At 55.3% G+C, this 22,532-nt stretch carries 25 protein-coding genes and 2 tRNA genes; 8 read left to right on the top strand and 19 right to left on the bottom strand.

Features of this window, described 5'->3' with window-relative positions:
- Window positions 1-20 precede the first annotated feature (20 nt).
- From hpnE to hpnA, 5 genes are all read right to left on the bottom strand, one after another.
- Window positions 21-1,319: a hydroxysqualene dehydroxylase HpnE gene (hpnE, locus tag FCN51_RS18240; RefSeq protein WP_160256534.1), complete on the bottom strand. Its 1,299-nt coding sequence runs from the start codon at window positions 1,317-1,319 to the stop codon at window positions 21-23.
- Between the two features lie 21 nt (window positions 1,320-1,340).
- Window positions 1,341-2,219 carry a presqualene diphosphate synthase HpnD gene (hpnD, locus tag FCN51_RS18235; protein WP_160257159.1) on the bottom strand — a complete coding sequence of 293 codons (879 nt, stop codon included), beginning with the start codon at window positions 2,217-2,219 and terminating at the stop codon, window positions 1,341-1,343.
- A 98-nt stretch (window positions 2,220-2,317) separates the two neighbouring features.
- Window positions 2,318-3,178, bottom strand: a complete 861-nt coding sequence (gene hpnC / locus FCN51_RS18230) for a squalene synthase HpnC (protein ID WP_124294907.1) — start codon at window positions 3,176-3,178, stop codon at window positions 2,318-2,320.
- Between the two features lie 113 nt (window positions 3,179-3,291).
- Window positions 3,292-4,488 (bottom strand): glycosyltransferase, encoded by a 1,197-nt coding sequence (locus FCN51_RS18225; RefSeq protein ID WP_160256533.1) that lies wholly within the window; start codon window positions 4,486-4,488, stop codon window positions 3,292-3,294.
- A gap of 10 nt (window positions 4,489-4,498) precedes the next feature.
- Window positions 4,499-5,494, bottom strand: coding sequence for a hopanoid-associated sugar epimerase (gene hpnA, locus FCN51_RS18220; RefSeq protein WP_003625627.1), 996 nt, complete (start codon window positions 5,492-5,494; stop codon window positions 4,499-4,501).
- A gap of 194 nt (window positions 5,495-5,688) precedes the next feature.
- On the opposite strand from hpnA, the gene FCN51_RS18215 reads away from it, so the two are divergent.
- On the top strand, window positions 5,689-6,780 hold the full coding sequence (locus tag FCN51_RS18215; protein WP_124294909.1) for a lysylphosphatidylglycerol synthase domain-containing protein: 1,092 nt from the start codon (window positions 5,689-5,691) through the stop codon (window positions 6,778-6,780).
- A gap of 7 nt (window positions 6,781-6,787) precedes the next feature.
- A complete protein-coding gene (locus FCN51_RS18210; protein WP_003625631.1) occupies window positions 6,788-7,669 on the top strand; it encodes a prephenate/arogenate dehydrogenase family protein in 882 nt (293 codons plus the stop codon).
- Between the two features lie 15 nt (window positions 7,670-7,684).
- Here the strand turns inward: FCN51_RS18210 and FCN51_RS18205 are convergent, their stop codons facing one another.
- The 3 genes from FCN51_RS18205 to FCN51_RS18195 form a co-directional block, all read right to left on the bottom strand.
- Complete coding sequence (locus tag FCN51_RS18205; RefSeq protein ID WP_160256532.1) at window positions 7,685-8,374, bottom strand: tetratricopeptide repeat protein; 690 nt, start codon at window positions 8,372-8,374, stop codon at window positions 7,685-7,687.
- A gap of 4 nt (window positions 8,375-8,378) precedes the next feature.
- A complete protein-coding gene (gene ykgO / locus FCN51_RS18200) occupies window positions 8,379-8,504 on the bottom strand; it encodes a type B 50S ribosomal protein L36 (protein ID WP_003625637.1) in 126 nt (41 codons plus the stop codon).
- A 108-nt stretch (window positions 8,505-8,612) separates the two neighbouring features.
- On the bottom strand, window positions 8,613-9,575 hold the full coding sequence (locus FCN51_RS18195; RefSeq protein ID WP_064776014.1) for a hydrogen peroxide-inducible genes activator: 963 nt from the start codon (window positions 9,573-9,575) through the stop codon (window positions 8,613-8,615).
- Between the two features lie 180 nt (window positions 9,576-9,755).
- Between FCN51_RS18195 and FCN51_RS18190 the strand changes: the two genes are divergently transcribed.
- From FCN51_RS18190 to FCN51_RS18180, 3 genes are read left to right on the top strand one after another with little or no spacing between them, the layout of a single operon-like run.
- Entirely contained in the window at window positions 9,756-10,298 is a 543-nt protein-coding gene (locus FCN51_RS18190; RefSeq protein ID WP_035362426.1) for a peroxiredoxin, read from the top strand.
- Between the two features lie 52 nt (window positions 10,299-10,350).
- Window positions 10,351-10,482 (top strand): hypothetical protein, encoded by a 132-nt coding sequence (locus FCN51_RS18185; protein WP_003625643.1) that lies wholly within the window; start codon window positions 10,351-10,353, stop codon window positions 10,480-10,482.
- A 20-nt stretch (window positions 10,483-10,502) separates the two neighbouring features.
- Window positions 10,503-11,030, top strand: a complete 528-nt coding sequence (locus tag FCN51_RS18180; protein ID WP_003625645.1) for a carboxymuconolactone decarboxylase family protein — start codon at window positions 10,503-10,505, stop codon at window positions 11,028-11,030.
- Between the two features lie 98 nt (window positions 11,031-11,128).
- Here FCN51_RS18180 and FCN51_RS18175 read toward each other — a convergent pair.
- The 4 genes from FCN51_RS18175 to ppa form a co-directional block, all read right to left on the bottom strand.
- Window positions 11,129-11,205: transfer RNA gene (locus FCN51_RS18175), tRNA-Asp, on the bottom strand.
- Window positions 11,206-11,354: 149 nt separating this feature from the next.
- Window positions 11,355-11,963 carry a YceI family protein gene (locus tag FCN51_RS18170; RefSeq protein ID WP_160256531.1) on the bottom strand — a complete coding sequence of 203 codons (609 nt, stop codon included), beginning with the start codon at window positions 11,961-11,963 and terminating at the stop codon, window positions 11,355-11,357.
- Between the two features lie 81 nt (window positions 11,964-12,044).
- Complete coding sequence (locus tag FCN51_RS18165) at window positions 12,045-12,863, bottom strand: DODA-type extradiol aromatic ring-opening family dioxygenase (RefSeq protein WP_160256530.1); 819 nt, start codon at window positions 12,861-12,863, stop codon at window positions 12,045-12,047.
- Window positions 12,864-13,023: 160 nt separating this feature from the next.
- On the bottom strand, window positions 13,024-13,551 hold the full coding sequence (gene ppa / locus FCN51_RS18160; protein WP_003625653.1) for an inorganic diphosphatase: 528 nt from the start codon (window positions 13,549-13,551) through the stop codon (window positions 13,024-13,026).
- Window positions 13,552-13,707: 156 nt separating this feature from the next.
- On the opposite strand from ppa, the gene FCN51_RS18155 reads away from it, so the two are divergent.
- From FCN51_RS18155 to FCN51_RS18145, 3 genes are all read left to right on the top strand, one after another.
- Window positions 13,708-13,781: transfer RNA gene (locus FCN51_RS18155), tRNA-Ile, on the top strand.
- A gap of 79 nt (window positions 13,782-13,860) precedes the next feature.
- On the top strand, window positions 13,861-15,540 hold the full coding sequence (ettA, locus tag FCN51_RS18150; protein ID WP_003625655.1) for an energy-dependent translational throttle protein EttA: 1,680 nt from the start codon (window positions 13,861-13,863) through the stop codon (window positions 15,538-15,540).
- Between the two features lie 122 nt (window positions 15,541-15,662).
- On the top strand, window positions 15,663-16,166 hold the full coding sequence (locus FCN51_RS18145; RefSeq protein ID WP_160256529.1) for a GNAT family N-acetyltransferase: 504 nt from the start codon (window positions 15,663-15,665) through the stop codon (window positions 16,164-16,166).
- 54 nt (window positions 16,167-16,220) lie between these two features.
- Here FCN51_RS18145 and FCN51_RS18140 read toward each other — a convergent pair whose 3' ends face one another.
- The 7 genes from FCN51_RS18140 to queA all read right to left on the bottom strand — a co-directional run bounded on the left by FCN51_RS18140 (window position 16,221) and on the right by queA (window position 22,468).
- Entirely contained in the window at window positions 16,221-16,847 is a 627-nt protein-coding gene (locus tag FCN51_RS18140; RefSeq protein ID WP_003624853.1) for an MlaC/ttg2D family ABC transporter substrate-binding protein, read from the bottom strand.
- Between the two features lie 27 nt (window positions 16,848-16,874).
- Window positions 16,875-17,723 carry an MlaA family lipoprotein gene (locus FCN51_RS18135; protein WP_003624851.1) on the bottom strand — a complete coding sequence of 283 codons (849 nt, stop codon included), beginning with the start codon at window positions 17,721-17,723 and terminating at the stop codon, window positions 16,875-16,877.
- A gap of 244 nt (window positions 17,724-17,967) precedes the next feature.
- Window positions 17,968-18,795 carry a TerB family tellurite resistance protein gene (locus FCN51_RS18130; RefSeq protein ID WP_003624849.1) on the bottom strand — a complete coding sequence of 276 codons (828 nt, stop codon included), beginning with the start codon at window positions 18,793-18,795 and terminating at the stop codon, window positions 17,968-17,970.
- A gap of 78 nt (window positions 18,796-18,873) precedes the next feature.
- Entirely contained in the window at window positions 18,874-19,119 is a 246-nt protein-coding gene (locus FCN51_RS18125) for a ribbon-helix-helix domain-containing protein (protein WP_003624845.1), read from the bottom strand.
- Window positions 19,116-20,216, bottom strand: a complete 1,101-nt coding sequence (gene queG, locus FCN51_RS18120) for a tRNA epoxyqueuosine(34) reductase QueG (protein WP_160256528.1) — start codon at window positions 20,214-20,216, stop codon at window positions 19,116-19,118. Before queG ends, FCN51_RS18125 begins: the two co-directional genes overlap by 4 nt.
- A 12-nt stretch (window positions 20,217-20,228) precedes the next feature.
- Window positions 20,229-21,389, bottom strand: coding sequence for a tRNA guanosine(34) transglycosylase Tgt (tgt, locus tag FCN51_RS18115; protein WP_003629207.1), 1,161 nt, complete (start codon window positions 21,387-21,389; stop codon window positions 20,229-20,231).
- The gene (queA, locus tag FCN51_RS18110) at window positions 21,386-22,468 is read right to left on the bottom strand and encodes a tRNA preQ1(34) S-adenosylmethionine ribosyltransferase-isomerase QueA (RefSeq protein ID WP_160256527.1); all 1,083 of its coding nucleotides are present in this window, start codon (window positions 22,466-22,468) and stop codon (window positions 21,386-21,388) included. Before queA ends, tgt begins: the two co-directional genes overlap by 4 nt.
- Between the last annotated feature and the right edge of the window lie 64 nt (window positions 22,469-22,532).

The following is a 22,532-nucleotide window of genomic DNA, read 5'->3' as shown; positions in this document are numbered from 1 at the left end:
GAGTGTGTTTTAAAGGGTTATTACCGTGGGTGTTTGATGCCCAAAGTATGAACAGCCTGCACGCCAGACCGCATGGCCCCTTCAAGGGTTGCGGGCAGGCCGGTGTTTGTCCAGTCTCCGGCTAGAGCCAGATTTACCAAAGGTGTGGCTGGGCCGCAGCGCAGGCGGTTTTGTTCTGGCGTGGCGGCAAAGGTTGCGCGTTTTTCCCACACAACGCGTTGGGCTGCCGGTGCGGCCGGGAGGGGTTGCTCCAGCACGGCATCACAAGCGCGGCAAACTTCCTGCCAGATGGTGCGGGCCAGATCATCCTGATTCTGGTCTGCATAGCGGTTGGCAGCACTTACGGTAACGGACAGGATGTTCTCACGCAGGAAAACCCATTCCGTTACACCGCCAATAACGCCCATAAATCCACATTGCGCAAAAGAGCCTTGTGGAATGGGGCGTTCATCCAGCCGGAAATGCAGGTTCAGAATGCTTTCAAATTCTGTTGGAACGGTTATGCCTGCAATCTTGTTGGCCAGCAGTGTGTGCGCCACAGGGGCGGGCACAGCCATGATGATGGAATCATCAGGCCCCAAGGCAATGTCTTCTTCGGGCGTATGCAGGGTTGTAATGCGTCCGCGCGCTTCTTCCACACCGGTAATGCGGCTTTGAGTGCGCACTTCTACATTCATATCCTGTAGGTGCTTGAGGGCCGGATCTACCAAGGTTTCGGAAAGACCGTCCTTGGCAAACCACGGAATACAGGCAGTACCACCCAAGGAAAGGGATTCACGAATAACAGCGCCCAGCAATGCGGCACTTCCGGTATCGGTAAGTGTATTGAGGGCAGAAATAGCAAACGGTTCTAACAGCCGCCGTGCCAAGGCACCGGGTAGCAGGCAATCAGCAACGGTTTCGTTTTCGCCAGCATTCATCAGACGGTACAGGCTGCGCAAATCTGGCAGACGCATATCCGGCACACGCCGATGCGGCTGAAACACCCACCACGGCATACGCCCGCGGGAGAGGTTTAATGTCCAGCGGGCATCTTCGGCTAGATCCACAAAGGGGAAAAGCGGCGCGTGGGGGCCTGTTAAGGTATCCAGCGCGCCAGTAAGCCCCAGATAACGGAAAACGGTTTTGTTTGCAGAAAGCAGCAGATGGTTGCCGTTATCAATCCGGCAACCAAGCTGACGGTCCATATAAGAGCGCGCACGCCCACCGCAGGCGCGGCCAGCTTCGTGCACGATAATACGTGGGCCGGAGCCTGCGGCTTCCACTGCAGCAGCCAAACCGGCCATGCCCGCGCCAATAATATGCAGAGTGCCTGTCATCACCGTTTCCTTATCGTGCGATCAGGGGAGATAAGAGCAGGCGAGCGCGTAAACCTTGCCCACGGTGGAGCTTTCAGGCAGCTGACGCAGCACATCAGGGCCCCAGCCACGTTTGCGCAGGTTTTTCAGCACCGTTTCATAGCTGGCGCCCATAATGCGAGCTGGCAGCATGGTGCGCGGGCGGCAGAGCTTCATGGTGGCAAAAGCCGTGGTGAAGTGATCCTGCGCACGGGCGGCAATGATTTTGGTAACTTCCTGTAGGCCGGGTGCCGTAAGCGCCTTTACCGGATCATGCGGCACATTAAACCGGTCCAGTAGATCGGAAGGCAGATACAGGCGGCCGCGTGCGGCATCTTCGGGCAGATCGCGCAGGATGTTGGTCAACTGCAGGGCACGGCCCAGATGATAGGCTACTTTATTGCCTTCATCAGAGCATTCACCAAAGATACGCACAGACAAACGGCCTACGGCAGCGGCAACGCGGTCACAGTAAAGGTCCAGCGTTTTTTCATCCGGCGCCACAATCGGGCTGGCCGTATCCATCAGCATGCCATCAATAATGGCATCAAAATCTGCCTGTTGCAGGGCAAAGAACGGAATGGCAGCCAGTAAAACGCGCTCCAGCGGCTCATGTGGGGTTTCAAGCCGGTCCTGATACAGGTGGGCAATCTTTTTGTGCCATTCTTCCAACGCCTGCGTGCGTTCTGCCAGCGGGGTAAGCCCATCGGCAATATCGTCCACCACACGGCAGAAAGCGTAAATGGCATACATGCCGTAACGGCGCATGGGGGGCAGGATGCGCATACCAGCGGCAAAGGAAGTTCCTGCCTGTTTGACCGTGCTTTCCACCCAGGCAAGATCAGCAGGATCACACCCAAGGGGGGTCGGCTCGTCATGCATCTGGATGTCTGGGGTTGTCACGCGCTTCTCACTTGTTGTTCGATTGTCAAAGTTATTTGGTCAGGCTCTTTTTACAGAAGTTCTGCCATTCGGAAAGGTCATGCCCATGCCCGCAGGGCCGCAATGGCTGCATGCATGCCGTCTGCCCGGCGCAAAGCCACACGTCCTGCCAGAGGGTCTTCACGCCGCAAACGGCGGGTGAGGCAGTGTGCCAAGTCTACAATGGCAGCACATTCCATACGGAACCGGCGGTCACGGATATGGGCGGCCAAGGCGGATGCCTGTTGGTTCAGGGCATCCACGCCATCCAGCATGGTGTTGAAAACGCGCCGCATGGCAGGAGAGGTGCTGCCTGCCAGCAGATCATCTTGCGATGTGCCGCAGCGTTGCATCATGTCTGCCGGGATATAGCAGCGTTTCAGGCGTTTGAGATCCCCCGCGCAATCCTGAAGGTGGTTCAGGATCTGCAGTGATGTGCAAAGTGCATCGGAAGGAGCAAAAGCCGCGGAAGATTCTTCGTGCAGGCCGATCAGGTAACGACCCACAGGGTTGGCGGAATACCGGCAGTATTGCAGCAGATCATTCCATGTTTGATAGACATGCCCGCGCGAATCGTCACGGAACGCAATCAGCAGATCGGTTGCTGTTTCAAACGGCACATGTGTTTGCAGCAAAGACTGGCGCAGCGTGGCCGCACTTTGGGCATCGGGCCGGTTGATAGGTTCGCGCTTGCCCAGCAGAACCTCTTCCATTGCATTCAGGCGTGTAATCTTGTCATCGGGGGCAAGCGTTTCGCTGTCTGCAATGTCATCAATAACACGCGCGTAATCATAATAGGCATGCACGTGCGGGCGCAGCCTTTTGCTGATTAGCAGGGAACCGACGGGAAAGTTTTCATCCGAAGCTCCCTTGCCGGATGAAACGTCTGCTGTTCCCCATACGCTGGTTGTGTTGGTCATGCCTGGCTCAATATGATTGCGCGGTAAGGGCAGCCCCGTGATTTACATGAGGCTGCTGGGAATGCCTATCCCTTAACTGCGGCCCTGCCCAGAGGGAGGCCTTAAGATATATTTTAGGCGCGCCGGCTTTTTTGCTCCAGTGCGCGCCCATCATTGGGGATGGCTTCGGTGTAGGCGCGGTCTTTCCAGACCACACCTTTGCCCCGGTGATGGTTAAGGGCAGACCCGATTGTGGCGGCTGTATAAAACAGCGCGATAAACGGCAACGCCAATGCCCATAAGGGCGAAAGGCGAAAGCGCCGCAATGTGGGGATAAAGGAGCAAAGAGAGGCCACCAATGTGGCTGCTCCTACCCATTGTGCAGGCCCGTGTGCCAGAAAAGCAAGTGCTGCAGGGGCAAGCCATACGATCATCATGGCCAATACTGTCAGCACCAGTAGCGTAGGGGAAAAGCGCAACTGCACATAAGCTGTACGTGCAATCATACGCCAGATATCACCAGCCGTTGGATAGGGACGTACAGATTTTGCCAGGCAGGAATGCCCCAGATACAAGTGGCCGCCTGCCTGTTTAACGCAGCTTGCCAATGTGCAGTCATCTATCAAGGCGCCACGCAGGGCTTCAATGCCACCAATTTGGCGGAGCATATCACGCCGCAGCAAAATGGTGCCACCTGCGGCCCCGGCTGTTTTATCCTTGGGGTTGTTCACTTTGGCAAACGGATAAAGCAGGGCAAAAAAGAACACGAAAGCTGGCACCAAGGCGCGCTCGGCAAGGCTTTCGCACTGGAGTTCCACCATTTCGGAAACCATGTGCAGGCGGTCTGTTTGTGCCTTGGCCACCAAGGTGGAAACATGCGCAGGTGCATGAAGAATATCTGCATCTGTAAACAGCATGTAACCGCTGCCATCTGCACATTGACGTTCGGCTTCTGCCACACCTTGGGCAACGGCCCATAGTTTGCCGCTCCACCCGGCAGAAGGGTCTGCCCCATCTACAACTGTCAGCCGGTTATGGGGGTCTGGCAGGGCACGAGCCAATGCACCGGTATTATCCGTGCTGCGATCATTTACCAAAATAACGGAAAGGCGGCCCACGTAATCCTGCGCCAGCAGAGAGGAAAGGGCGGGCTGGATGGAATCAGCTTCATCTCGGGCAGGCACAACCACCGTAACATCCGGCGCAATGTCCATATGCGTTCGGCCTGCCTCTGCGGGGCGCAGAGTGGGGCCAGCCTGCCAGAACTTTCCATGAAAAAATATCAGCCCGATCCAGATAATGGCGCATAAAATAGCCAGAGCCAGTATCACCGCTGCGCTCCTATTTCAGCATGCCGTTATTGCGGAACCAGGTAATGGCATCTTCTACTGCCTTGCGGGCTGGGCGCGGGTTATACCCCAGCTCACGCTTGGCTTTATCGGACGAGAAGAACATTTTCTTGCGCGACATGGCCAGCATCTCACGCGTAACGCGTGGGTTGATGCCAAAGGAGCGGGAAAGCCATTCGGATACAATAGCTACAGGCCAGATCACTTCCTGCGGCAGCCGGATTTTTGGTGGCGGCACGTGGGCAATTTCTGAAACCATGGCGAACAGATCGCCCAGCAGGTAATTTTCTCCACCCAGAATATATTTTTCGCCAATTGTGCCGCGTTCCAGCGCCAGCGCATGGCCTTCTGCCACGTCATCTACATGCACAATGTTCACGCCTGTATCTACATAGGCGGGCATGCGACCGGCGGCGCAATCCAGAATCATCTGCCCGGTGGGGGTAGGCTTGATGTCTCGCGGGCCAACAGGGGTGGAGGGGTTAACGATAACAGCCGGCAGCCCTTGATCACGCACCAGTTGCAGCACTTCCTGCTCGGCCCGGTATTTGGAGCGCTTGTAAATGCCAATAACGGCATGTTCCTGCACAGGCGTGTTTTCATCGGCAATGGAGCCATCACCAATCAGGCCCAATGCCGCGACAGAGGAACAATACACAATTTTTTCAACACCAGCCGCTTGTGCAGCAAGCATAAGCTGGCGCGTGCCCTCTACGTTTGCCGTCATCATAGGGCCGGGGTCTGGCACCCACAGGCGGTAATCAGCCGCAACGTGAAACACGTAGCGGCAGCCTTCTACCGCACGGGCAAAGGTTTCGGGGCGAGAAAGGTCACCGTCCACCAGATCGGCAGGAATGTCAGCAATATTGCGTCTGTCGCTGCCATCGCGCACCATTAGCCGCAGGGAATGCCCCCGTTCCAGCAAAGTGCGGGCTACGGCGGAACCAACAAAGCCTGTTGCGCCGGTTACGAGGGTATGGGCAGTCATGAGAATATACGCTCCCCCAGAGGTACGATACGTAAATAAAAAGTGGTAAGGACGTTAATCCCGAACGGCAGGTCTGTTTCTTTATCCTGCTGTCCGAGGTGGCGCCAGACCCCGTGGTGGTGTAAGGGGACGGACCAATCACACACACACACTGATGCGTCTTTTGCTTTTTACCACATGGCAAAGGGCCTTGGGTGTGCTGGACAGACAGAGCTGGGGCCTTGAAGAAGCTTACGGTTTTTCTTACTTTTCTCGGGCTTGTGGCCGTTACGGCAGCAATGGCATGGAGCGGTTTCGATTCCGTTTTGCATGCTGTTATGCGTATAGGTCTGGGCGGCTTTCTTGTAATGGTATGCTGCCAGTTGCTGGTAGATGGCGTTCTGGGGCTGGCTTGGCATGCGGCTTTTCCCGAACTGGGCTATTTCAGGCTGTTGTCTGCCCGTATGGTGCGTGACGCCGCAGCAACATGTCTGCCTTTTTCTCAGCTTGGTGGCATTGTTATCGGCATTCGGGCCACGTGCTCATCGCATGGGTTTTATAAAGGCGATAAGCGGGAAGTAGCGTTGCCAGAGGCCGCTTGCGCCAATCTGGTAGATATCACCACGGAAGTGATGGGGCAGGTGGCGTTTGTGCTGCTGGCTGTTGCCTTTCTGGTGGCGCATCAGCGTTCCAGCCCGTTTGTTGTGCCCGTGGTGTGTGGCGCGGTGTTCCTGATTGCAGGTACGGCCGGGTTTATCTGGACCCAGCGGCATGGTGGTAATCTGTTCCGTAAATTTGGTGGCACATTTACCCGCAGCCTTGCCTCCCAATGGCATGAAAACCTCACACAAGGCGCGGATGATCTGCAAGAGCGGATGGAAGCTGCATGGAGCCGTCCGTGGCATATCTGCCGTTCGGCGCTGTACCATTTTGTGGGATGGCTGGGCAGCGCGGCCATGCTTTGGCTGACGGCACGTTTTTTGGGGGCGCATCTTTCCTTCCCCAATGCCGTTGCCGTGGAAGGTGTCACCTGCGCCATCATGTCTTTGGGCTTTCTGGTGCCCGGTAGTCTGGGTGTGCAGGAAGGGGCCTATATGGCGCTGGGCCATGCTTTTGGTATTGATCCTTCTGTCTCGCTCGGGCTTTCCCTGCTGCGCCGCGGGCGTGAGATCATTATTGGCATTCCTGTTCTGCTGGCGTGGCAGTTCATGGAAATGCACGGTTTGCGGGGTAATGATAAAACGGATGAGGACAAGGCTGCTTATCCCCCACCTTCTTCAGTGGTGAAGGATTCCCACCTTGGCTGAGAATACTGTGCCTGTTTTTGATACGCTGGCTGTTATTGGGCCGGGGCTTATCGGGTCTTCCGTACTGCGGCGCGCACAGGCGGAGGGAAATCTGGCCCGCAAGCTTATAGCGGTGGATCAGAGCCCAGATGTATGCGCCCGTGTGGCGGAATTGGGTATTGCGGATGAAGTGACAACAGATGCCGCAGCCGCAGCCGCACAGGCGGATTGCGTGATGTTATGCGTGCCAGTTGGCGCTATGGGGCCTGTGGCCGCACAAGTTGTTCCGGCCATGAAGCCCGGCGCGATATTGACGGATGTTGGCTCTACCAAAGTATCGGTGATTGAGGCTATTAGCCCTTCACTTCGGGCAGATGTGCCTTACGTGCCTACGCACCCCATGGCAGGCACAGAATTTTCTGGCCCAGATGCTGGGCTGGCAGATTTGTTCGAGAATCGCTGGTGCCTGATTACGCCGTTAGACTGCACGACCGCAGAGGCACTGCAAAAAGTGCGCACCCTGTGGGAGCGTTGCGGTGCCCGTTTGCGGGAAATGACACCCGCACATCATGATCGTGTTTGCGCCATTGTAAGCCATCTGCCGCATTTGCTGGCTTTCACCATTTGCGGCACAGCAGATGATCTGGCGAGCGAAACGCGCTCCGAAGTGTTGGATTTTGCTGCATCCGGTTTTCGGGATTTTACGCGCATTGCGGCATCAGATCCCATCATGTGGCGGGATATCTTCCTGTCTAATCGCGAAGCGCTGCTGGAAATGCTGGGCCGGTTTATGGAAGATGCGCAGGCCATGGCGCGTGCTATCCGGTGGGAAGATTCTGATTATATTGTGGATCGGATTGAGCGGGGCCGTAAAATTCGCAAAAGCCTGATAGAGAACAAGCAGGCCTAAAGGCCCGATTCCCTATCAGGTAGGTTGCCCGTAGGCTTTAATGTGCAGTGCATCCAGCCGCTTGTGGTTGCGGTCTGTCATGGGGCTGAGTTCCAGCACCTTTTGCCATGCTTTCAGGGCAGCTTTGCCATCGTTGCGATGTTCTTCAACACTGGCCAGAAGGCTCCAGCTTTCCACATCCAGCGGATCACGCTGCAAAGCCTCACCAATGTCGGTGATGGCCCCTTTTAGGTCTCCAGCCACAAGGCGCATTTGGGCGCGTGTGCGCCACAGAATGGCTTGGTCGTGTTGCAGGGCTAGGGCATCGCCTATGTCTTCTACCGCATCATCTGGCTTATCAGTTGTCAGGTCTTTTTCAGCCCGACGGACCAAAAGCTGTGTGGTGGGGGAGAGTTTGGCGGAGCGGAGGGCTTCCAGCTTTTCTTGCAGACCATGAGCTTCTTCTGGCGTTTTGGCATGAGCCAATGCCGTAGAGAGCTGTTTTATCTGCTCAGCAACGCTGCTGGGATGTTGCGTAGCCGTATTTGCCTGTAAAGGCGCGGAGGGGGCTATCGGCGTATTGGCCTGTGCCCACACCGTAGCAGGAAGGCCAGCATATATTGCGCAGAGGCCGACAAACAAAAACCCGTTTCTCCGGCAAGCGGAAAAACGGGTTTTACGCATGACATGCGTGTTCAGCCAGCCAAAGAGGGCCGGATGACGCATGAAATTAGCCCTGACGAGCTTTCATGCGAGGGTTCTTCTTGTTGATAACATAAACCCGGCCGCGACGACGCACTACACGGCAGTCTTTATCGCGCACTTTGGCCGACTTCAGGCTGTTTCTGATTTTCATGGCCCGTTTTCTCCGCCGATGCTGATGGACGTACAAAATAAGTTGGCTCGGCACATACCGGGTGCGTGCGTTAGAGTCAATATTTCTCGCAGTTTCGGGCGCATTTTCTTATAATTTAACGGCTTTATTTGCTTTGTGCGGGGTGGATACAGGTGGAGCCAAGGCCGCAAAGGTTGTGGCAAGTGTCTGAAAATCGGCTGCACGAGGAGATCTCGGCCGCCATGCCAGCCCAATGGTGCGCCGTGCCAGATCACTGGTGAGGGGGCGTGCAATAAGGTTGCGCCCATGCAGAATGCCCGCATGGATGGCCAGTTCCGGCATGATGGCAATGCCCAACCCCAGTTCCACCATTTCGGCCATGGAGTGAAGAGACATGGCGGTAAAGGTGGAGTCGCTTTCGCCTTCAGATCCGCTGCGGCTTGGGCTTTGGCGGCAGATGGCCAGAGTTTGATCGCGCAGGCAGTGGCCATCTTCCATCATGATCATGCTGTGTTCGGATAACTGAGAAGCCGGCACGGCAGGTAAGGCAGAAAATGGGTGGTCAGGCGGCATAATCACCCGGAAGGGGTCTTGCCATAATGGGTGCGTTTCGGTGCCATCACACAGGCAGGGCATGGCCAGCACCAGTATATCCAATTGGCCGAGTGAAAGCTTTTCAAGCAGATGTTCGGTGGTGTCTTCCGTAATGGAGAGCAAAAGGCGCGGGAAATGTTCACGCAGGTTACGCACAAGCTGCGGAATCAGAAATGGCCCGATGGTGGGAATAATGCCGACTCGTAATGGCCCTGTCAGTGGTGTGCGGGCTGCGGCTGCCAGTTGTGGCACGGCTTCCAGCGCGGCTAGTGCCTGCCGGGCCTTGAGCGCAATTTCGTGCCCCAAAGGGGTGAACACCACTTTTTTGCCCACGGTGCGGTCCAGCAAAGGGGCATCAAGCTGGCGTTCCAGCGCCATAATGCCAGCGGAAAGGGTGGATTGCGTAACAGCGCAAGCGGCGGCGGCCCGCCCGAAATGGCGCAGTTCTGAAAGGGTGATCAGATAGCGTAATTGCTGGGCAGAAGGCAGCGGCAGCACGGCGTGATTTCCTGATGCAATGTATCTGAGAGGCAAATGTTCGGCATTTCATCGAATACTTCAATGATTTTGATATAAAATATTCATTGGCTTAAATGAAAAAGCCGCGCCATACAGGACAACACAGCCGGTGGCACGTTGGTGCTGCATGGCGTGTGCCAAGCTATAAGGAGCAAGATTATGCTGACAGTTGGCGATAAATTCCCAAGCTTTGATCTGACCGCCGTTCCTGGTGGCCCGGAAGGCCTGAAGGGCGACTTCGTTCAGATTTCTGACAAGAGCGATGCTGGTAAGTGGAAGATCGTATTCTTCTGGCCGATGGACTTCACGTTCGTCTGCCCGACAGAAATCGTTGCTTTCGGTAAGCTGGCCAAAGACTTCGCTGATCGTGATGCCGTTGTGTACGGTGTGTCCATCGACAGCCAGTTCGTGCACCTTAACTGGCGCCTGCATCATGATGACCTGAAGGATCTGCCGATCCCGATGCTGGCTGACGTCAAGCGTGAGCTGACAGAAGGCACAGGCGTTCTGGCTAAAGAAGCTGGCGTTGCCCTGCGCGCTACCTTTGTTGTGGACCCGCATGGCGTGATTCGCCACGTGTCCGTCAACGATCTGTCCGTTGGTCGTAACCCACAGGAAATCCTGCGTATTCTGGATGGCCTGCAGAGCGACGAACTGTGCCCATGTAACTGGAAGAAGGGTGACGACTTTATTAAAGTCTGAGCCTGAAAATTTCATCCGGCCTGCGGGGCGGATGAGGCGGTGCGGGTGGCATATGCCACCCGTTGCCTTCTTCCATAAAGGGGGAGGCGGTGGCCCTGATGTGGTTACCATCTGTGCCAAACAGTGGTGCAGCTTACGCGGCAAAAACCGTGCTGGCGCTATGCGTCTGATTTTTCCCGAATAACCTGAAAACTGGAAAACGCTATGTCCATTGATGCAATCAAGGATCGTATTCCCGATTATGCCAAGGATCTGCGGCTTAATCTCAGCTCTCTGGCTAACGATGTTACGCTGACACCGCAGCAGCTTGCAGGCACATTTGTGGCATCTGCACTGGCAGCCCGGAATGATGAAGTAACATCAGCCATTGTGGCGCAGTTTGCTTCAACACTGTCACCCGAAGCACTGACGGCAGCTAAATCAGCCAATGCCATTATGGCCATGAACAATATTTACTATCGCTTTGTGCACATGGCAGGTGGTGAATATTCCAAAATGCCTGCACAGCTGCGCATGAGCGTGATTGCGAAGCCCGGCGTAGAAAAAGCTGATTTTGAGCTGTGGTGTCTGGCTGTTTCTGTGATCAACGGGTGTGATCTGTGCGTGACCAGCCATGAAAAGATCGTGCGTGAAGCATTGGGGGCATCTGCCGTGCAAACAGCTGCGCGTATTGCTGCCACAGTGCATGCCGTTGCAGTTATTCTGCAGGGTGCCAGCGCTTTAGGTGATTGAAGCTGAAAAGCCTTGCTTCCGGCTGCCTGGCAGCCGGACAAAAGCAGGCCGCACCACTTTTGTGTTCCTAAAGAAAATAATTTTTTAAGGAAATAAAGTGGCGCGAGTGACGGGGCTCGAACCCGCGACCTCCGGCGTGACAGGCCGGCGCTCTAACCAACTGAGCTACACCCGCAGTTTCAACGCGCTTTCGTGCGTTGGTATGTCGCGCTTTATAGCGATGTTTTCGCGTTTGGCAACAGGGTTTTCATAAAAAAATTCATTTCAGGAAAATTTTCTCTCGCTACACCCAGAAAAACGGCAATTTCTTTTGAATGGAATGGCTTATTTTGCCTTTTCAAACGCCCCAGCAATGGAAAGCTCTACTTTGTCTGCCACCATAGGCACATAGGTTTTTATGCCATAGGCACTGCGTTTGAGCTCCCCCGTGGCCTGAAAGCCCACAGTATAGGTTTTGTTCATGGGGTTTTGCCCAGCACCTATAAAGCGTGCATGCAGGGTAAGTGGCTGTGTAATGCCATGTAGCGTGAATTGCCCTTCAATATCGGCGGTGTCTGTGCCGGTTTGTGTGATTTTGGAGGAAACAAATTCAGCCTTGGGGTAGTGGGCCACATCAAACCACTCAGATGTTTTCAGCTCTTCTGTCAGCTTGGTGCTGGGTGTCAGAATGCTGCCAACAGGGATGGAAACGCTCAGCCGGGATTCGGCTGGCTGGGCAGGATCAAGTGCAAGCGTGCCCGATGCGTTTGAGAAAAAGCCGCTATAATTGGTAAAGCCCAGATGGAGCACATAAAACACCACCTGTGTGTGGTTGGGATCTACGGCGTAGTTTCCCTGTTCAACAGCGGAAAAGGCTGGAGCAGCTTGAGCTGTTGAGAGAACAAAGGTTAATCCCACAAGTGTCAGGAAAGGGCGCGGGAAAAGAGTGCTCATAAGCTGTTCCTTCAAAAACGAGAGCTTTGAGAGGGATAGCTCCTGAGCAAACAGAAAGTTTCCGGTAAGTTTTTTCCGCCTCTAACCGAAGCGGAATCCAGATAGCGCTTTACCTAAAACTGTATCGCTATACGTGCGTATGCCTTCATCCTGCCCAGCGGCACCTGCGGCCACCATAAGTGGCAGTAAATGTTCCTCGCGCGGGTGGCAGACACGTGCGCCGGGTGCAGAGGCCCAGTGTAAAAGCTGGGTATTGCGCTCAACTGGTGGGGCAGTCACCGCTTTTACCAACCATGTATCAAATTCTTGTGCAGCCTGATTGGTCGCGGGGGAACCGTTCATAAAGTGGCGTAGGTTATGATAGGTCATGCCCGTGCCAACAATCAGCACATTCTGGGCGCGCAGAGGCTCCAGAGCAGCCCCAAGGGCAATATGGGCTGCAGGATCCATGCTTTTAAGCAGGGATATCTCTACAATCGGAATATCGGCGTTTTCAAACGCCAGCATGAAAGGGATGAAAACGCCGTGGTCGAACCCGCGCTCTTCGTCTGTGGCACATGGCATGCCAGCTTCATGCAAAAGGTTACAAACAGTGCTCGCCAGCGCCGGGCTGCCCGGTGCCGGGTATTGTAGCTGATAGGTATGTGGCGGAAAGCCATAGTAATCATAAATGAGCGGTGGATTGGGCGCAGCCGTAACGGTGGGGATGTCTTCCTCCCAATGGCCGGAAACCACCAGAATGGCATCAGGTTTACGGGGCAGGGTGCTTTGTGTGCTGCGGAGATATTCCGCCATCCGGTCCCACGTCTCGGGCCAGTCCATAAAAAAGCAGGGGCCACCCCCATGAGGGAGAAAGAGAACGGGCTGGCGTGAGGGAAGGGAAGACCCCGGAATGGGCATGCTGGTTTTCTCCAATATCCGCGTGCTTCATATTGGAGGGCAAGGGCGCGCTTGATAAGCCGTTTTCTGGGAGAGCTCTTTTTACGCAGGGTATGAGGCAAGAAAAAAGCTGCGGAGCAGAAGCTACCGCAGCTTTTTGTAAGCAGAGTGCAAAGGCGGCTTATTTGCCTTTTGCAGCTTCCAGAGCTTTTACAATGAACTCGCCTGCTTCTTCCTTCGTGCCCCAACCGGTCACTTTCACCCATTTGCCTTTTTCGAGGTCTTTATAGCGGGTGAAGAAGTGCTCAATGGCCTGCACGGTAATTTCCGGCAGATCGCTCACGCTTTCCACTTTGGTGAACTGCGGGTGCACCTTGTCGTGCGGTACGCAGATGATTTTTTCGTCCTGACCGGATTCGTCTTCCATCTTCAGAACGCCAATCGGGCGGGCGCGAATCACGCAGCCGGGCACAACATTGTGCGGGGTCAGCACCAGGGCATCCGTCGGGTCGCCATCAGCGGCCAGCGTGTTGGGGATAAAGCCGTAAGCGGTGGGGTAAGCCATGGGCGTAAACAGAAAACGGTCCACAACAAGGGCGCCGCTTTCTTTGTCGATTTCGTATTTGACAGAAGAACCCTGCGGAATTTCGATCACGACGTTAATATCAAACGGCACATCTTTGCCGGGGGAAAGTTTTGAAACGTCCATTGAAGACTGCTCCAGAGCTGAAAAATTAAAGGCGGCAAACCCTATCTGGCAGATGCCCGCTTGCCAAGAGTAATGCGTTTTTCATGCCAGGTGGCAGTTTTCAGCACAGAAACCCTTGCCAAATCGCTCAGGTTGCGTAATCAGGAACCCGCCTGCGCGCCCGTAGCTCAATTGGTTAGAGCGGGCCGCTCATAACGGCTTGGTTGCGGGTTCAAGTCCTGCCGGGCGCAGGCGATAACAGCTTGCTGCGCCGATGAGGTCGCACCCGCCCTTTTATCTTACCCATCCGCATTACGGGAGTTCATTATCATGGCATCCTATCAATACGTTTATGTCATGAAGGATCTGACAAAGTCCTATCCCGGCGGGCGTGAAGTGTTCAAAGGCATCACGCTGTCCTTCATGCCGGGTGCCAAAATCGGCATTCTGGGTGTGAACGGTGCTGGTAAGTCTACCCTGCTGAAAATTATGGCCGGCATCGATAAGGAATTCGGTGGTGAGGCATGGGCCGCAGAAGGTGTGCGTGTTGGCTATCTGGAGCAGGAACCGCAGCTAGATCCCAAGCTGACCGTGGGTGAAAACGTGGCTCTGGGCTTTGGTGATCTCAAAAAGGCCGTAGATCGGTTTAACGAGATTTCCGCCCGCTTTGCCGAGCCCATGGAAGATGAAGAAATGAACGCCCTGCTGGCCGAACAGGCCGAATTGCAGGAAAAGATTGATGCCGGTGATGGCTGGGAGCTGGACCGCAAGCTGGATATTGCGCTGGATGCCCTGCGCTGCCCGCCCGCAGATAGCCCGGTAGATAAGCTTTCTGGTGGTGAGCGCCGCCGCGTGGCCCTGTGCCGCCTGTTGCTGGAAAAGCCCGACCTGCTGCTGTTGGACGAACCAACCAACCATTTGGATGCTGAAAGCGTTGCGTGGCTTGAACGCACGCTGAAGGATTACGATGGCACTGTGATGGTCATTACCCATGACCGTTACTTCCTGGACAACGTGACCAACTGGATTCTGGAAATCGAGCGTGGCCGCGGCATTCCGTTTGAAGGCAACTATTCCTCCTGGCTGGAACAGAAGCGCAAGCGCCTGGCACAGGAAGAAAAAGAAGAAAGTTCCCGCCAGCGTGCATTGGCTGCGGAACAGGAATGGATTAATGCCAGCCCCAAAGCTCGGCAGACCAAAAGCAAGGCCCGTATTACCAAATATGAGGAAATGCTGGCTGCCAGTGCTGAAAAAGTTAGCGGCGTTGCAGACATTGTTATTCCGCCCGGCCCCCGCCTTGGTGGCACTGTTATTGAAGCCGAAAACCTGACCAAGGGCTTTGGTGAACGCCTGCTGATTGATAACCTCAATTTCAAGCTGCCGCCGGGTGGTATTGTGGGGGTTATCGGCCCGAACGGTGCTGGTAAATCCACCCTGTTCAAAATGATTATCGGGCAGGAAAAGCCAGATGCGGGTGATCTGAAGATTGGTGAAACCGTAAAGCTTGGCTACGTTGATCAGTCTCGTGATGATCTCGATGCAGACAAAACCGTGTGGGAAGAAATTTCCGGCGGCACGGATGTCATCTATCTGGGTAAGCGGGCTGTGCCTTCACGCGCCTATGTTGGGGCCTTTAACTTTAAAGGGTCTGACCAGCAGAAGAAGGTCGGCGTGCTTTCTGGTGGTGAGCGTAACCGCGTGCATCTGGCCAAGATGCTGCGGCAGGAAAGCAACGTGATCCTGTTGGACGAACCGACCAACGATTTGGATGTGGATACCCTGCGTGCGTTGGAAGATGCGCTGGCAGAATTCCCCGGTTGCGCTGTGGTGATCTCGCATGACCGCTGGTTCCTGGATCGTCTGGCTACGCATATTCTGGCCTTTGAAGGCGATTCCCATGTGGAATGGTTTGAAGGGAACTTCCAGGCATATGAAGAAGACAAGCGCCGCCGTTTGGGGCCAGAGGCTACAGAACCTGGCCGCATCCAGTACAAACCTCTTGCTCGTTAAGTAAGGTTTATAGGAGCCCATGTTTATTGGGCTCCTATCTTGATGAAGACACCATGTATTACCGGCAGCAAGTGCAATTAAAGGAAGGGTATCTACCTTTTCTTTGCTGCAAGGCGTGAATTGTGGATTCGCGTTCAGTCAGAACTCCGCGCCTGCTGCTTAAGCCCGTAACCTGGCGGGATATGGAAGATATGGTGCGCCTGAAAGCCGATGGCGGTGCCTTTGGCCGTATGCTTGGTGGTGTGCGCAGCCGCCAGCAGGCGGAACTGGAAATGGCGGATGATATCGCTTTCTGGGCCTGCCACCGGGTAGGTATTTTCACTATTCATGAACAAGGCCGTTTTGTAGGCATGACCGGTATTCATGACCGGCCAGATGGGCGTGGCTTTGCCTTGCGCTTTGCGCTTTTTCCGTGGGCTAGTGGCCGCGGTATTGCACGAGAGGCTGCAAGTGCAGCCCTTAACTTTGCGCATGATGCCGGGATTAATAAAGTGATAGCCGTTGCGGCAGAAAGCAATGTGGCATCCCGCACTATTCTGGGCGGTATTGGGATGCGAGTGGAAGAAACGTTTGAGAGAGATGGCCAGACAATGCTGGTTTATGAAAGCGTTTGGCCCAAGCTATAAAAAAGGGGGTGTTCCATATGGAACACCCCCTTTTTAAATTGGAATATGTGCGCGTTAGTTAGCCGGTGCGTTGTGGTGGCTCAACTGGCGCTGCAGAGCATCCAGCAGGGCACCTACGTTACCGCCATTGCGTGCGATGTAGGAGGAATAGTCATTCCGCTGTGTCAGGCGCAGGCTTGCACCTTCACCAATAACATCCACCACTTTTGGGCTGCCAGAGGCTTCGCTTACAATCCACTGCATGGCAGCAGCAGGCTGCTGTGGGCGTACCAGCGTGCTGTCCACGGCATATTCACCTGCGCCAGTGCTGGTGACATTACCCAGCGTAAAGTTTACGCCACGGTATTCACCCAGCTTGTCCGTAATGGCGTTAACCAGAACCTGATGGAACAGGCCCAGATAACGCTGCTGCTGGTCTGGAGAAGCAGTTTTCCAGTAACGGCCCAGGCAGTAACGGCCGATTCCATCAATATCGACGTTTTTCTGCACCAAAGGCAGAACTTTTTCTTTCTTTTCAGCCAACGGAATTGGGCTGTTGACGATGGCAACAAGCTGGTTGCCAAACACCTGAATAAACTGTTTTGCGTTTTCCGCAGCGCGCGCAGGAGCGGAAAAAAGGCCACCAGCGCAAAGCAGGGCAAAGGCACCCAGAACAACACGGCGGCTTGAAAGAAATTTCATGTCTGTGTACCCTTTTGGCTGTTTTTCTTAATGGTACCAGTCTGGCACGGTCGCACGGTTATCATTCTTGATGGCTTCGGCCTGCGCCCGGCGCTGTTGCTGATAGGCACTGCGGATGGTGGCATAGGGATCCAGCGCATCACGTTCCAGCGCATCAAGCTCATCCAGATGCTCAGAACGGGCATGAACCACCCCAAACAGGTTATACGCCCAGTTGAAGCTGACCAACCCGTATCCGCGGGGAACATAGTCCCATGGAGAAAGGCCTTGGTCAATGGCGTAGCCAATACCATCACGGATAGAAGATGGACCCATGGGCAGGAACAGATAAGGCCCTGCGGGAATACCCCAGTTGGCCAATGTCATGCCGGCATCGTTATCGTGGTGTGGGAAGCCAGCCATTTTGGCCACGTCAATCAAGCCGCCCAAACCTACTGTCATGTTCACGCACCAGCGCACAAACATATCGCCTGCGCGGCGTGGTTTGCCGGCCCCGACATCGTTAAAGAACACGGAGGGTTCGTTCATGGTTCTGACAAGATTGCCCAGAGAATTACGCACCGGGCGCGGTACGGCCCATACGTAAGCCTTGGCCATGGGGCGAAGGGCCCATTTATCGAACTTCATGGTCATGTTGAACATCTTGCGGTTCAACGGTTCGTAGGGATCGTTCGCGGCCTTGTATTCAGCCAGAGCATCCGGGTCTTTGGGCACGGGGGCCTTAATGGCGCTGCATCCTGCTGTGCTCAGCAAAGTGGCGGCCAGGCAGAATGTGCCCAGACGAAAACGGCGCTGTGCCGAGGAACCTTCCCGCGTCTGACTTTTTTTTGCCTGCGCGCGAGGGCGGAGCCTTGAGCCGTTCCGTCCTGAAATCATTGCCACCTTTACCTTTGCTCTGTGACGACCGTCTGGCCCATGCTGTATGCAGGCCAATTGCTGTCGCTTTCTCTACCACGAGAAACCAGCGGCGCAATGGCAGGGCTTACTTGCATAACAAACAGGGGCGTAAAATAGACCTGTGGGCGCGATCTTTGACAGCAGTGTGAAAGATTTTTGTACAACCTGTTGCCAGAAAGTCGCACTTCTTATCTTGCTTCAAAAAGAAAAGAGAATCCTGAAGTTAAAGACCACGATCCCGCTTGATGATATCCCATGCAGCATTAATGCGTGAAATCTTGACGGATGCGGCTTCAATTTCAACGGCGCTGGCATTTCGGGCCAGAAGGATATCCGGGTGATATTGCCGCACCAGCTTTTTCCATAGGGCACGCAGTTCTTCATTTGAAAGATCTGGCGAGGCGCCCATAACAGCATAGGCATCATCTTCAGCCATCGCTGGGGTAGACCGCCCATGGGCTGCACGTTCCCAAGCGCCACGGCTCAGGCCAAACAAGGCATGCACGCGTTTAAGAAAGCGCTCTTCCTCTGGGGCTAGCGGCTCATCCGCTGCCAGATCAGCCCGCGCAATCGTAAATAGAATCCCCATCAGGTCTTCCAATGGGCGTTTGTCTGTTGCGTAAACCTGCCCCAGTTCGCGCGCAAAGGCTTCGTAGTCATCCGTGCGTTGGCGCGCCATATCAAACAGACGACCAACTTCACGCATGTTTTCATCAGGCACGCGAAAACGAGATTTAAAGGCGTTGATTTCACGCCGGTTAACCGGCGCATCGCACTTGGCCAGCTTGGCGCTCAGAATAACGCAGGAGAGCCCATAAAGCTGTTCCTTCTTGCCAAGGGCGGCAGCCAGCTTGGCGGCCACAAAGGTAGCTGCTCCATTAGGGTCTGGCCTTGCGCGCGCAGCCCATTTATCGCTCCAACCGCCTGTTGGGGGCTGAAGAATCGCACCTGTATCTGCTGCGTGGCCCAGTGCTGTGCCAACCGCTGCGCCAACCGGGCCGCCTACGGCAAAACCGGCTACGCCACCAAAAATTTTACCCCAGATCGCCATGAAAGCAGTTTATCACGTTCTGGCAGCCTGCCCAAACAACCTGATGCTTTAAGCTGGCACAGCAGTTCTGCGTTGTTCTCAGGTGCAGGGAGTCGCGCTGATGGAAAGCTGTTGTTTCAGCCATTCCAGCGCATAAACCCGTAAGGCAGAGGCCAGTGATTGCTCGGGGGAACGTGCGGCATCCACTTTTGTAACCAGTTGCGGCAGCGTTTGCTTTTGCTGGTTTGCTATATCTTCCAGCGTGTTCCAGAAGGCCGATTCTAGCGCTACGCTGGTATCATGGCCTGCCAGAATCAGGCTGCGTTTGCGTAAATGGCGGCTCAAGCTGCATCTCCCGTCAGGCATTGCATGGCCCAATCTGCCGCTTCCGCCACCACAGAATCCGGGTCTTGCCGCAAGGCATGTGCGTAAGGCAGCAGCTCCGGGTTGCCAGAGTTGCCAATAGCTATCAGCACATTCCGTATAAACCGGTTGCGCCCAATGCGTTTGATGGGAGAGCCAGAAAACATGGTGCGGAAAGCGGCATCGTCCAATTGGCTGAGTGCTGCCAGCTCTGGCGCTATCAAATCTGGTCGCGGTTGTAGCTTGATATGGCGGGATGTTTGGGCAAAGCGGTTCCACGGACATACGGCCAGACAATCATCGCAACCATAAATATGTGTGCCAATGGCTTTACGCAGTGGGTGCGGAATAGGCCCTGCATGTTCAATAGTCAGGTAAGAAATGCACTTGCGTGCATCCATTTGATAAGGTGCTGGAAAAGCCTGCGTGGGGCATGCGTTCAGGCAGCGGGTACAGCTGCCACAACTGCCTCCAGACTCGGCAGATGCTGGCAGCTCCAGCGTGGTGTAGATTTCACCCAGAAAGAGCCAGCTTCCATGTTGGCGGGAAACCAGATTGGTGTGTTTACCTTGCCAGCCTAACCCGGCCTGCGCGGCCAAAGGCTTTTCTGCCACGGGGGCTGTATCAACAAATACTTTTACATCCGCGGGTGTATCCAGCACCATGCGGGCTTCACGCACGACAAACTGGGCCAGATGCTTGAGCATGCCCTTAACAACATCGTGATAATCACGGTGGCGCGCATAAACGGAAATATTGCCGCATGTGCGATTCTGGAGTGCGCTTAACGGATTCTCTGCCGGTGCGTAGTTCAGGCCCAACGCAATAACACTGCGGGCTTCTGGCCATAGGGCAGTAGGTTGGCTGCGTTGTTCGGTGCGGTCGGCCAACCAGCCCATTTCACCATGATACCCTTCAGCCAGAAAATCTTTCAGCCGCGCGCGCACTTCTGGTCCCAGATGGGCCGGGCAGAAGCCAATGGCATCAAACCCCAGTTCCAGCGCTTTTATGCGTATTTTTTCCGCCAGTTTTGCCGCTGGTGCGGCAGGTTGAGGCGGATGCGCGGAAGGTGCAGTCATGGAAGCACTTGGTCAGGGAACGGGCGGAATGGTGGGTTGTGGCATTTCATCTTCCGTCCAATCCTCTGCTGCCCATTCTGCACGCAAAGTGGTGGCCAAGGCATCCAGCCGTTTTTCAACAATAGCCTGCCGGATCTGGCGCATCAGGCGCTGATAATAGGCAATATTATGCCATGTCAGCAGCATGGGGCCGAGAATTTCATTGGCGCGGAACAAATGGTGCAGATAGGCGCGGCTATGTCGTGAACAGGCCAGACAGTCACAGTGCGGAGAAATGGGGCGTGCATCTGTGGCATGGCGTGCATTACGCAGGTTGAGCGTGCCGCGCTCGGTATAGGCGCGGGCAGTGCGGCCTGCGCGTGTGGGCATCACGCAGTCAAACATATCCACACCGCGTTGCACGCTACCCAGTAGATCATCTGGCGTGCCTACACCCATAAGATAGCGCGGCTTGTCCTGCGGCATAATAGGGGTAGTGGTGTCCAACGTGGCGAACATCAGTTCCTGCCCTTCGCCTACCGCCAGACCGCCAATGGCGTAGCCTTCAAACCCGATATCGGTGAGCGCCTTTACACTTTCGGCCCGCAGTTCAGGTTCCGTGCCGCCTTGCACAATACCAAATTGACCATATCCTTCGCGCTGTACATAGGCTTGGCGAGAACGTGCCGCCCAGCGCATGGAAAGCCGCATGGAAGCCGCAATGGCTTCTGGCGGTGCGGGCAGGGCCGGGCATTCATCAAAACACATGGTGATGGTGGCATCCAGCGCGTGCTGGATATCTGTTGAACTTTCAGGCGTAAGCCGATGTTCAGAGCCATCAATATGGGAGCGGAAGGTCACGCCGTCCTGATCCAGCCGCCGCAGCGCACCAAGGGACATCACCTGAAAGCCGCCGGAATCTGTCAGAATCGGTCCAGACCAATCCATAAATTTATGGAGGCCACCCAGCGCACGTATGCGTTCTGCCCCCGGCCGCAGCATAAGGTGATAGGTATTGCCCAGAACAATGCCCGCGCCGGTGGAGCGCACGGCATCCATGGTCATGGCTTTTACCGTGCCAACTGTGCCAACCGGCATAAAGGTTGGGGTGGCCACAGGGCCGTGGGCTGTGTGCAGCATGCCAGCGCGTGCTGCGCCATCTGTGCTTTCACAAGTCCAGTTAAAGCGGGTCATTCTACTGTTCCAAGGTGGTGGGCATGGATGGAGTGGGCGCAGTGCAGCAGGCAGGCATCGCCGTAGGAATAAAAGCGGTAACCGCTGGCAACAGCATGGGCATAAATCTGCCGGGCACGTTCTACGCCTGCAAAGGCGGAAACCAGCATGAACAGCGTAGAGCGTGGCAGGTGGAAATTGGTAAGCAGCATATCTACAGCGCGGAATTGATAGCCGGGCCGAATGAAAATGGAGGTTGTGCCATCAAACGGATGCACAATGCCATTTTCATCGGTTGCAGTTTCCAAAAGGCGCAGGCTTGTGGTGCCAATGGCAATAATGCGTCCGCCAGCCTTACGGGTGGCGTTGATGCGCTCTGCTGTTTCCGGGGTGATGATGCCGCGTTCTGAATGCATTTTGTGTTCAGAAATTTCGGCTTCCCGCACAGGCAAAAAGGTACCGGCCCCTACATGCAAGGTGAGCGTGCAGCGCTGGGCGCCTGCGGCATCTATGGCTTTCAACAGCGCGGGCGTAAAATGCAGCCCGGCAGTGGGTGCGGCCACGGCCCCTTTGTTACGCTCAAAAATGGTGGCGTAATCACTGGTATCCTGCGCCGTTGGACCTTCCGGGCGATGAATATAGGGCGGTAGTGCCAATGCGCCTGCTTTTTGCAGAAACGCATCAAAAGCATCTCCCTCCGCACTGAACCGAAGCACCGCACCCCCGCCGGGTTCCAACGCCTGTACGCGGGCTGTGTCCTGCACACCGGGGAACGCAATAGTATCGCCCACCTTGAGCCTGCGCGCATTGCGCACCAACACATGCCAACTGCCATCTGGCTGAATCTGGTCCAGCGTAATGCCAATTTTGGCTTCTCCGCGCAGGCCATGAAGTTGGGCACGAATAACGGCCGTATTGTTTGCAACCAGCAAATCTCCCCGCTTCAGAAGCGAGGGCAGATCACGGATATGCCTATCAGCAAACATGTCGGGCTGTGTGGCATCCAGAAGGCGCGCGGCTTCTCGCGGGCGGGCGGGTTCCTGCGCGATCAGGCTTTCTGGGAGGTGAAAATCAAAATCTTCGGTGCGGTCACTGCTCATGATGGCACCGTTTACGCAATAGGCTGGGCCAAGGCCAGAGGCAAAGGCGCAGTTCTGCAGGTGG

The sequence above is a fragment of the Acetobacter pasteurianus genome (assembly GCF_009914215.2).
In the GTDB taxonomy this organism is placed as follows: domain Bacteria; phylum Pseudomonadota; class Alphaproteobacteria; order Acetobacterales; family Acetobacteraceae; genus Acetobacter; species Acetobacter pasteurianus.
This window is presented reverse-complemented; position numbering and strand designations above follow the sequence as displayed.

Coding starts and splice junctions, on each gene's coding strand:
- queG (WP_160256528.1), bottom strand. CDS start 20,216: ATGACTGCACCTTCCGCGCATCCGCCTCAACCTGCCGCACCAGCGGCA.
- FCN51_RS18140 (WP_003624853.1), bottom strand. CDS start 16,847: ATGAAATTTCTTTCAAGCCGCCGTGTTGTTCTGGGTGCCTTTGCCCTG.
- FCN51_RS18180 (WP_003625645.1), top strand. CDS start 10,503: ATGTCCATTGATGCAATCAAGGATCGTATTCCCGATTATGCCAAGGAT.
- ettA (WP_003625655.1), top strand. CDS start 13,861: ATGGCATCCTATCAATACGTTTATGTCATGAAGGATCTGACAAAGTCC.
- FCN51_RS18185 (WP_003625643.1), top strand. CDS start 10,351: ATGCCACCCGTTGCCTTCTTCCATAAAGGGGGAGGCGGTGGCCCTGAT.
- FCN51_RS18190 (WP_035362426.1), top strand. CDS start 9,756: ATGCTGACAGTTGGCGATAAATTCCCAAGCTTTGATCTGACCGCCGTT.
- queA (WP_160256527.1), bottom strand. CDS start 22,468: ATGAGCAGTGACCGCACCGAAGATTTTGATTTTCACCTCCCAGAAAGC.
- FCN51_RS18165 (WP_160256530.1), bottom strand. CDS start 12,863: ATGCCCATTCCGGGGTCTTCCCTTCCCTCACGCCAGCCCGTTCTCTTT.
- hpnA (WP_003625627.1), bottom strand. CDS start 5,494: ATGACTGCCCATACCCTCGTAACCGGCGCAACAGGCTTTGTTGGTTCC.
- FCN51_RS18170 (WP_160256531.1), bottom strand. CDS start 11,963: ATGAGCACTCTTTTCCCGCGCCCTTTCCTGACACTTGTGGGATTAACC.
- FCN51_RS18205 (WP_160256532.1), bottom strand. CDS start 8,374: ATGCGTCATCCGGCCCTCTTTGGCTGGCTGAACACGCATGTCATGCGT.
- ppa (WP_003625653.1), bottom strand. CDS start 13,551: ATGGACGTTTCAAAACTTTCCCCCGGCAAAGATGTGCCGTTTGATATT.
- ykgO (WP_003625637.1), bottom strand. CDS start 8,504: ATGAAAATCAGAAACAGCCTGAAGTCGGCCAAAGTGCGCGATAAAGAC.
- FCN51_RS18130 (WP_003624849.1), bottom strand. CDS start 18,795: ATGGCGATCTGGGGTAAAATTTTTGGTGGCGTAGCCGGTTTTGCCGTA.
- hpnC (WP_124294907.1), bottom strand. CDS start 3,178: ATGACCAACACAACCAGCGTATGGGGAACAGCAGACGTTTCATCCGGC.
- FCN51_RS18135 (WP_003624851.1), bottom strand. CDS start 17,723: ATGATTTCAGGACGGAACGGCTCAAGGCTCCGCCCTCGCGCGCAGGCA.
- tgt (WP_003629207.1), bottom strand. CDS start 21,389: ATGACCCGCTTTAACTGGACTTGTGAAAGCACAGATGGCGCAGCACGC.
- hpnD (WP_160257159.1), bottom strand. CDS start 2,219: ATGCATGACGAGCCGACCCCCCTTGGGTGTGATCCTGCTGATCTTGCC.
- hpnE (WP_160256534.1), bottom strand. CDS start 1,319: ATGACAGGCACTCTGCATATTATTGGCGCGGGCATGGCCGGTTTGGCT.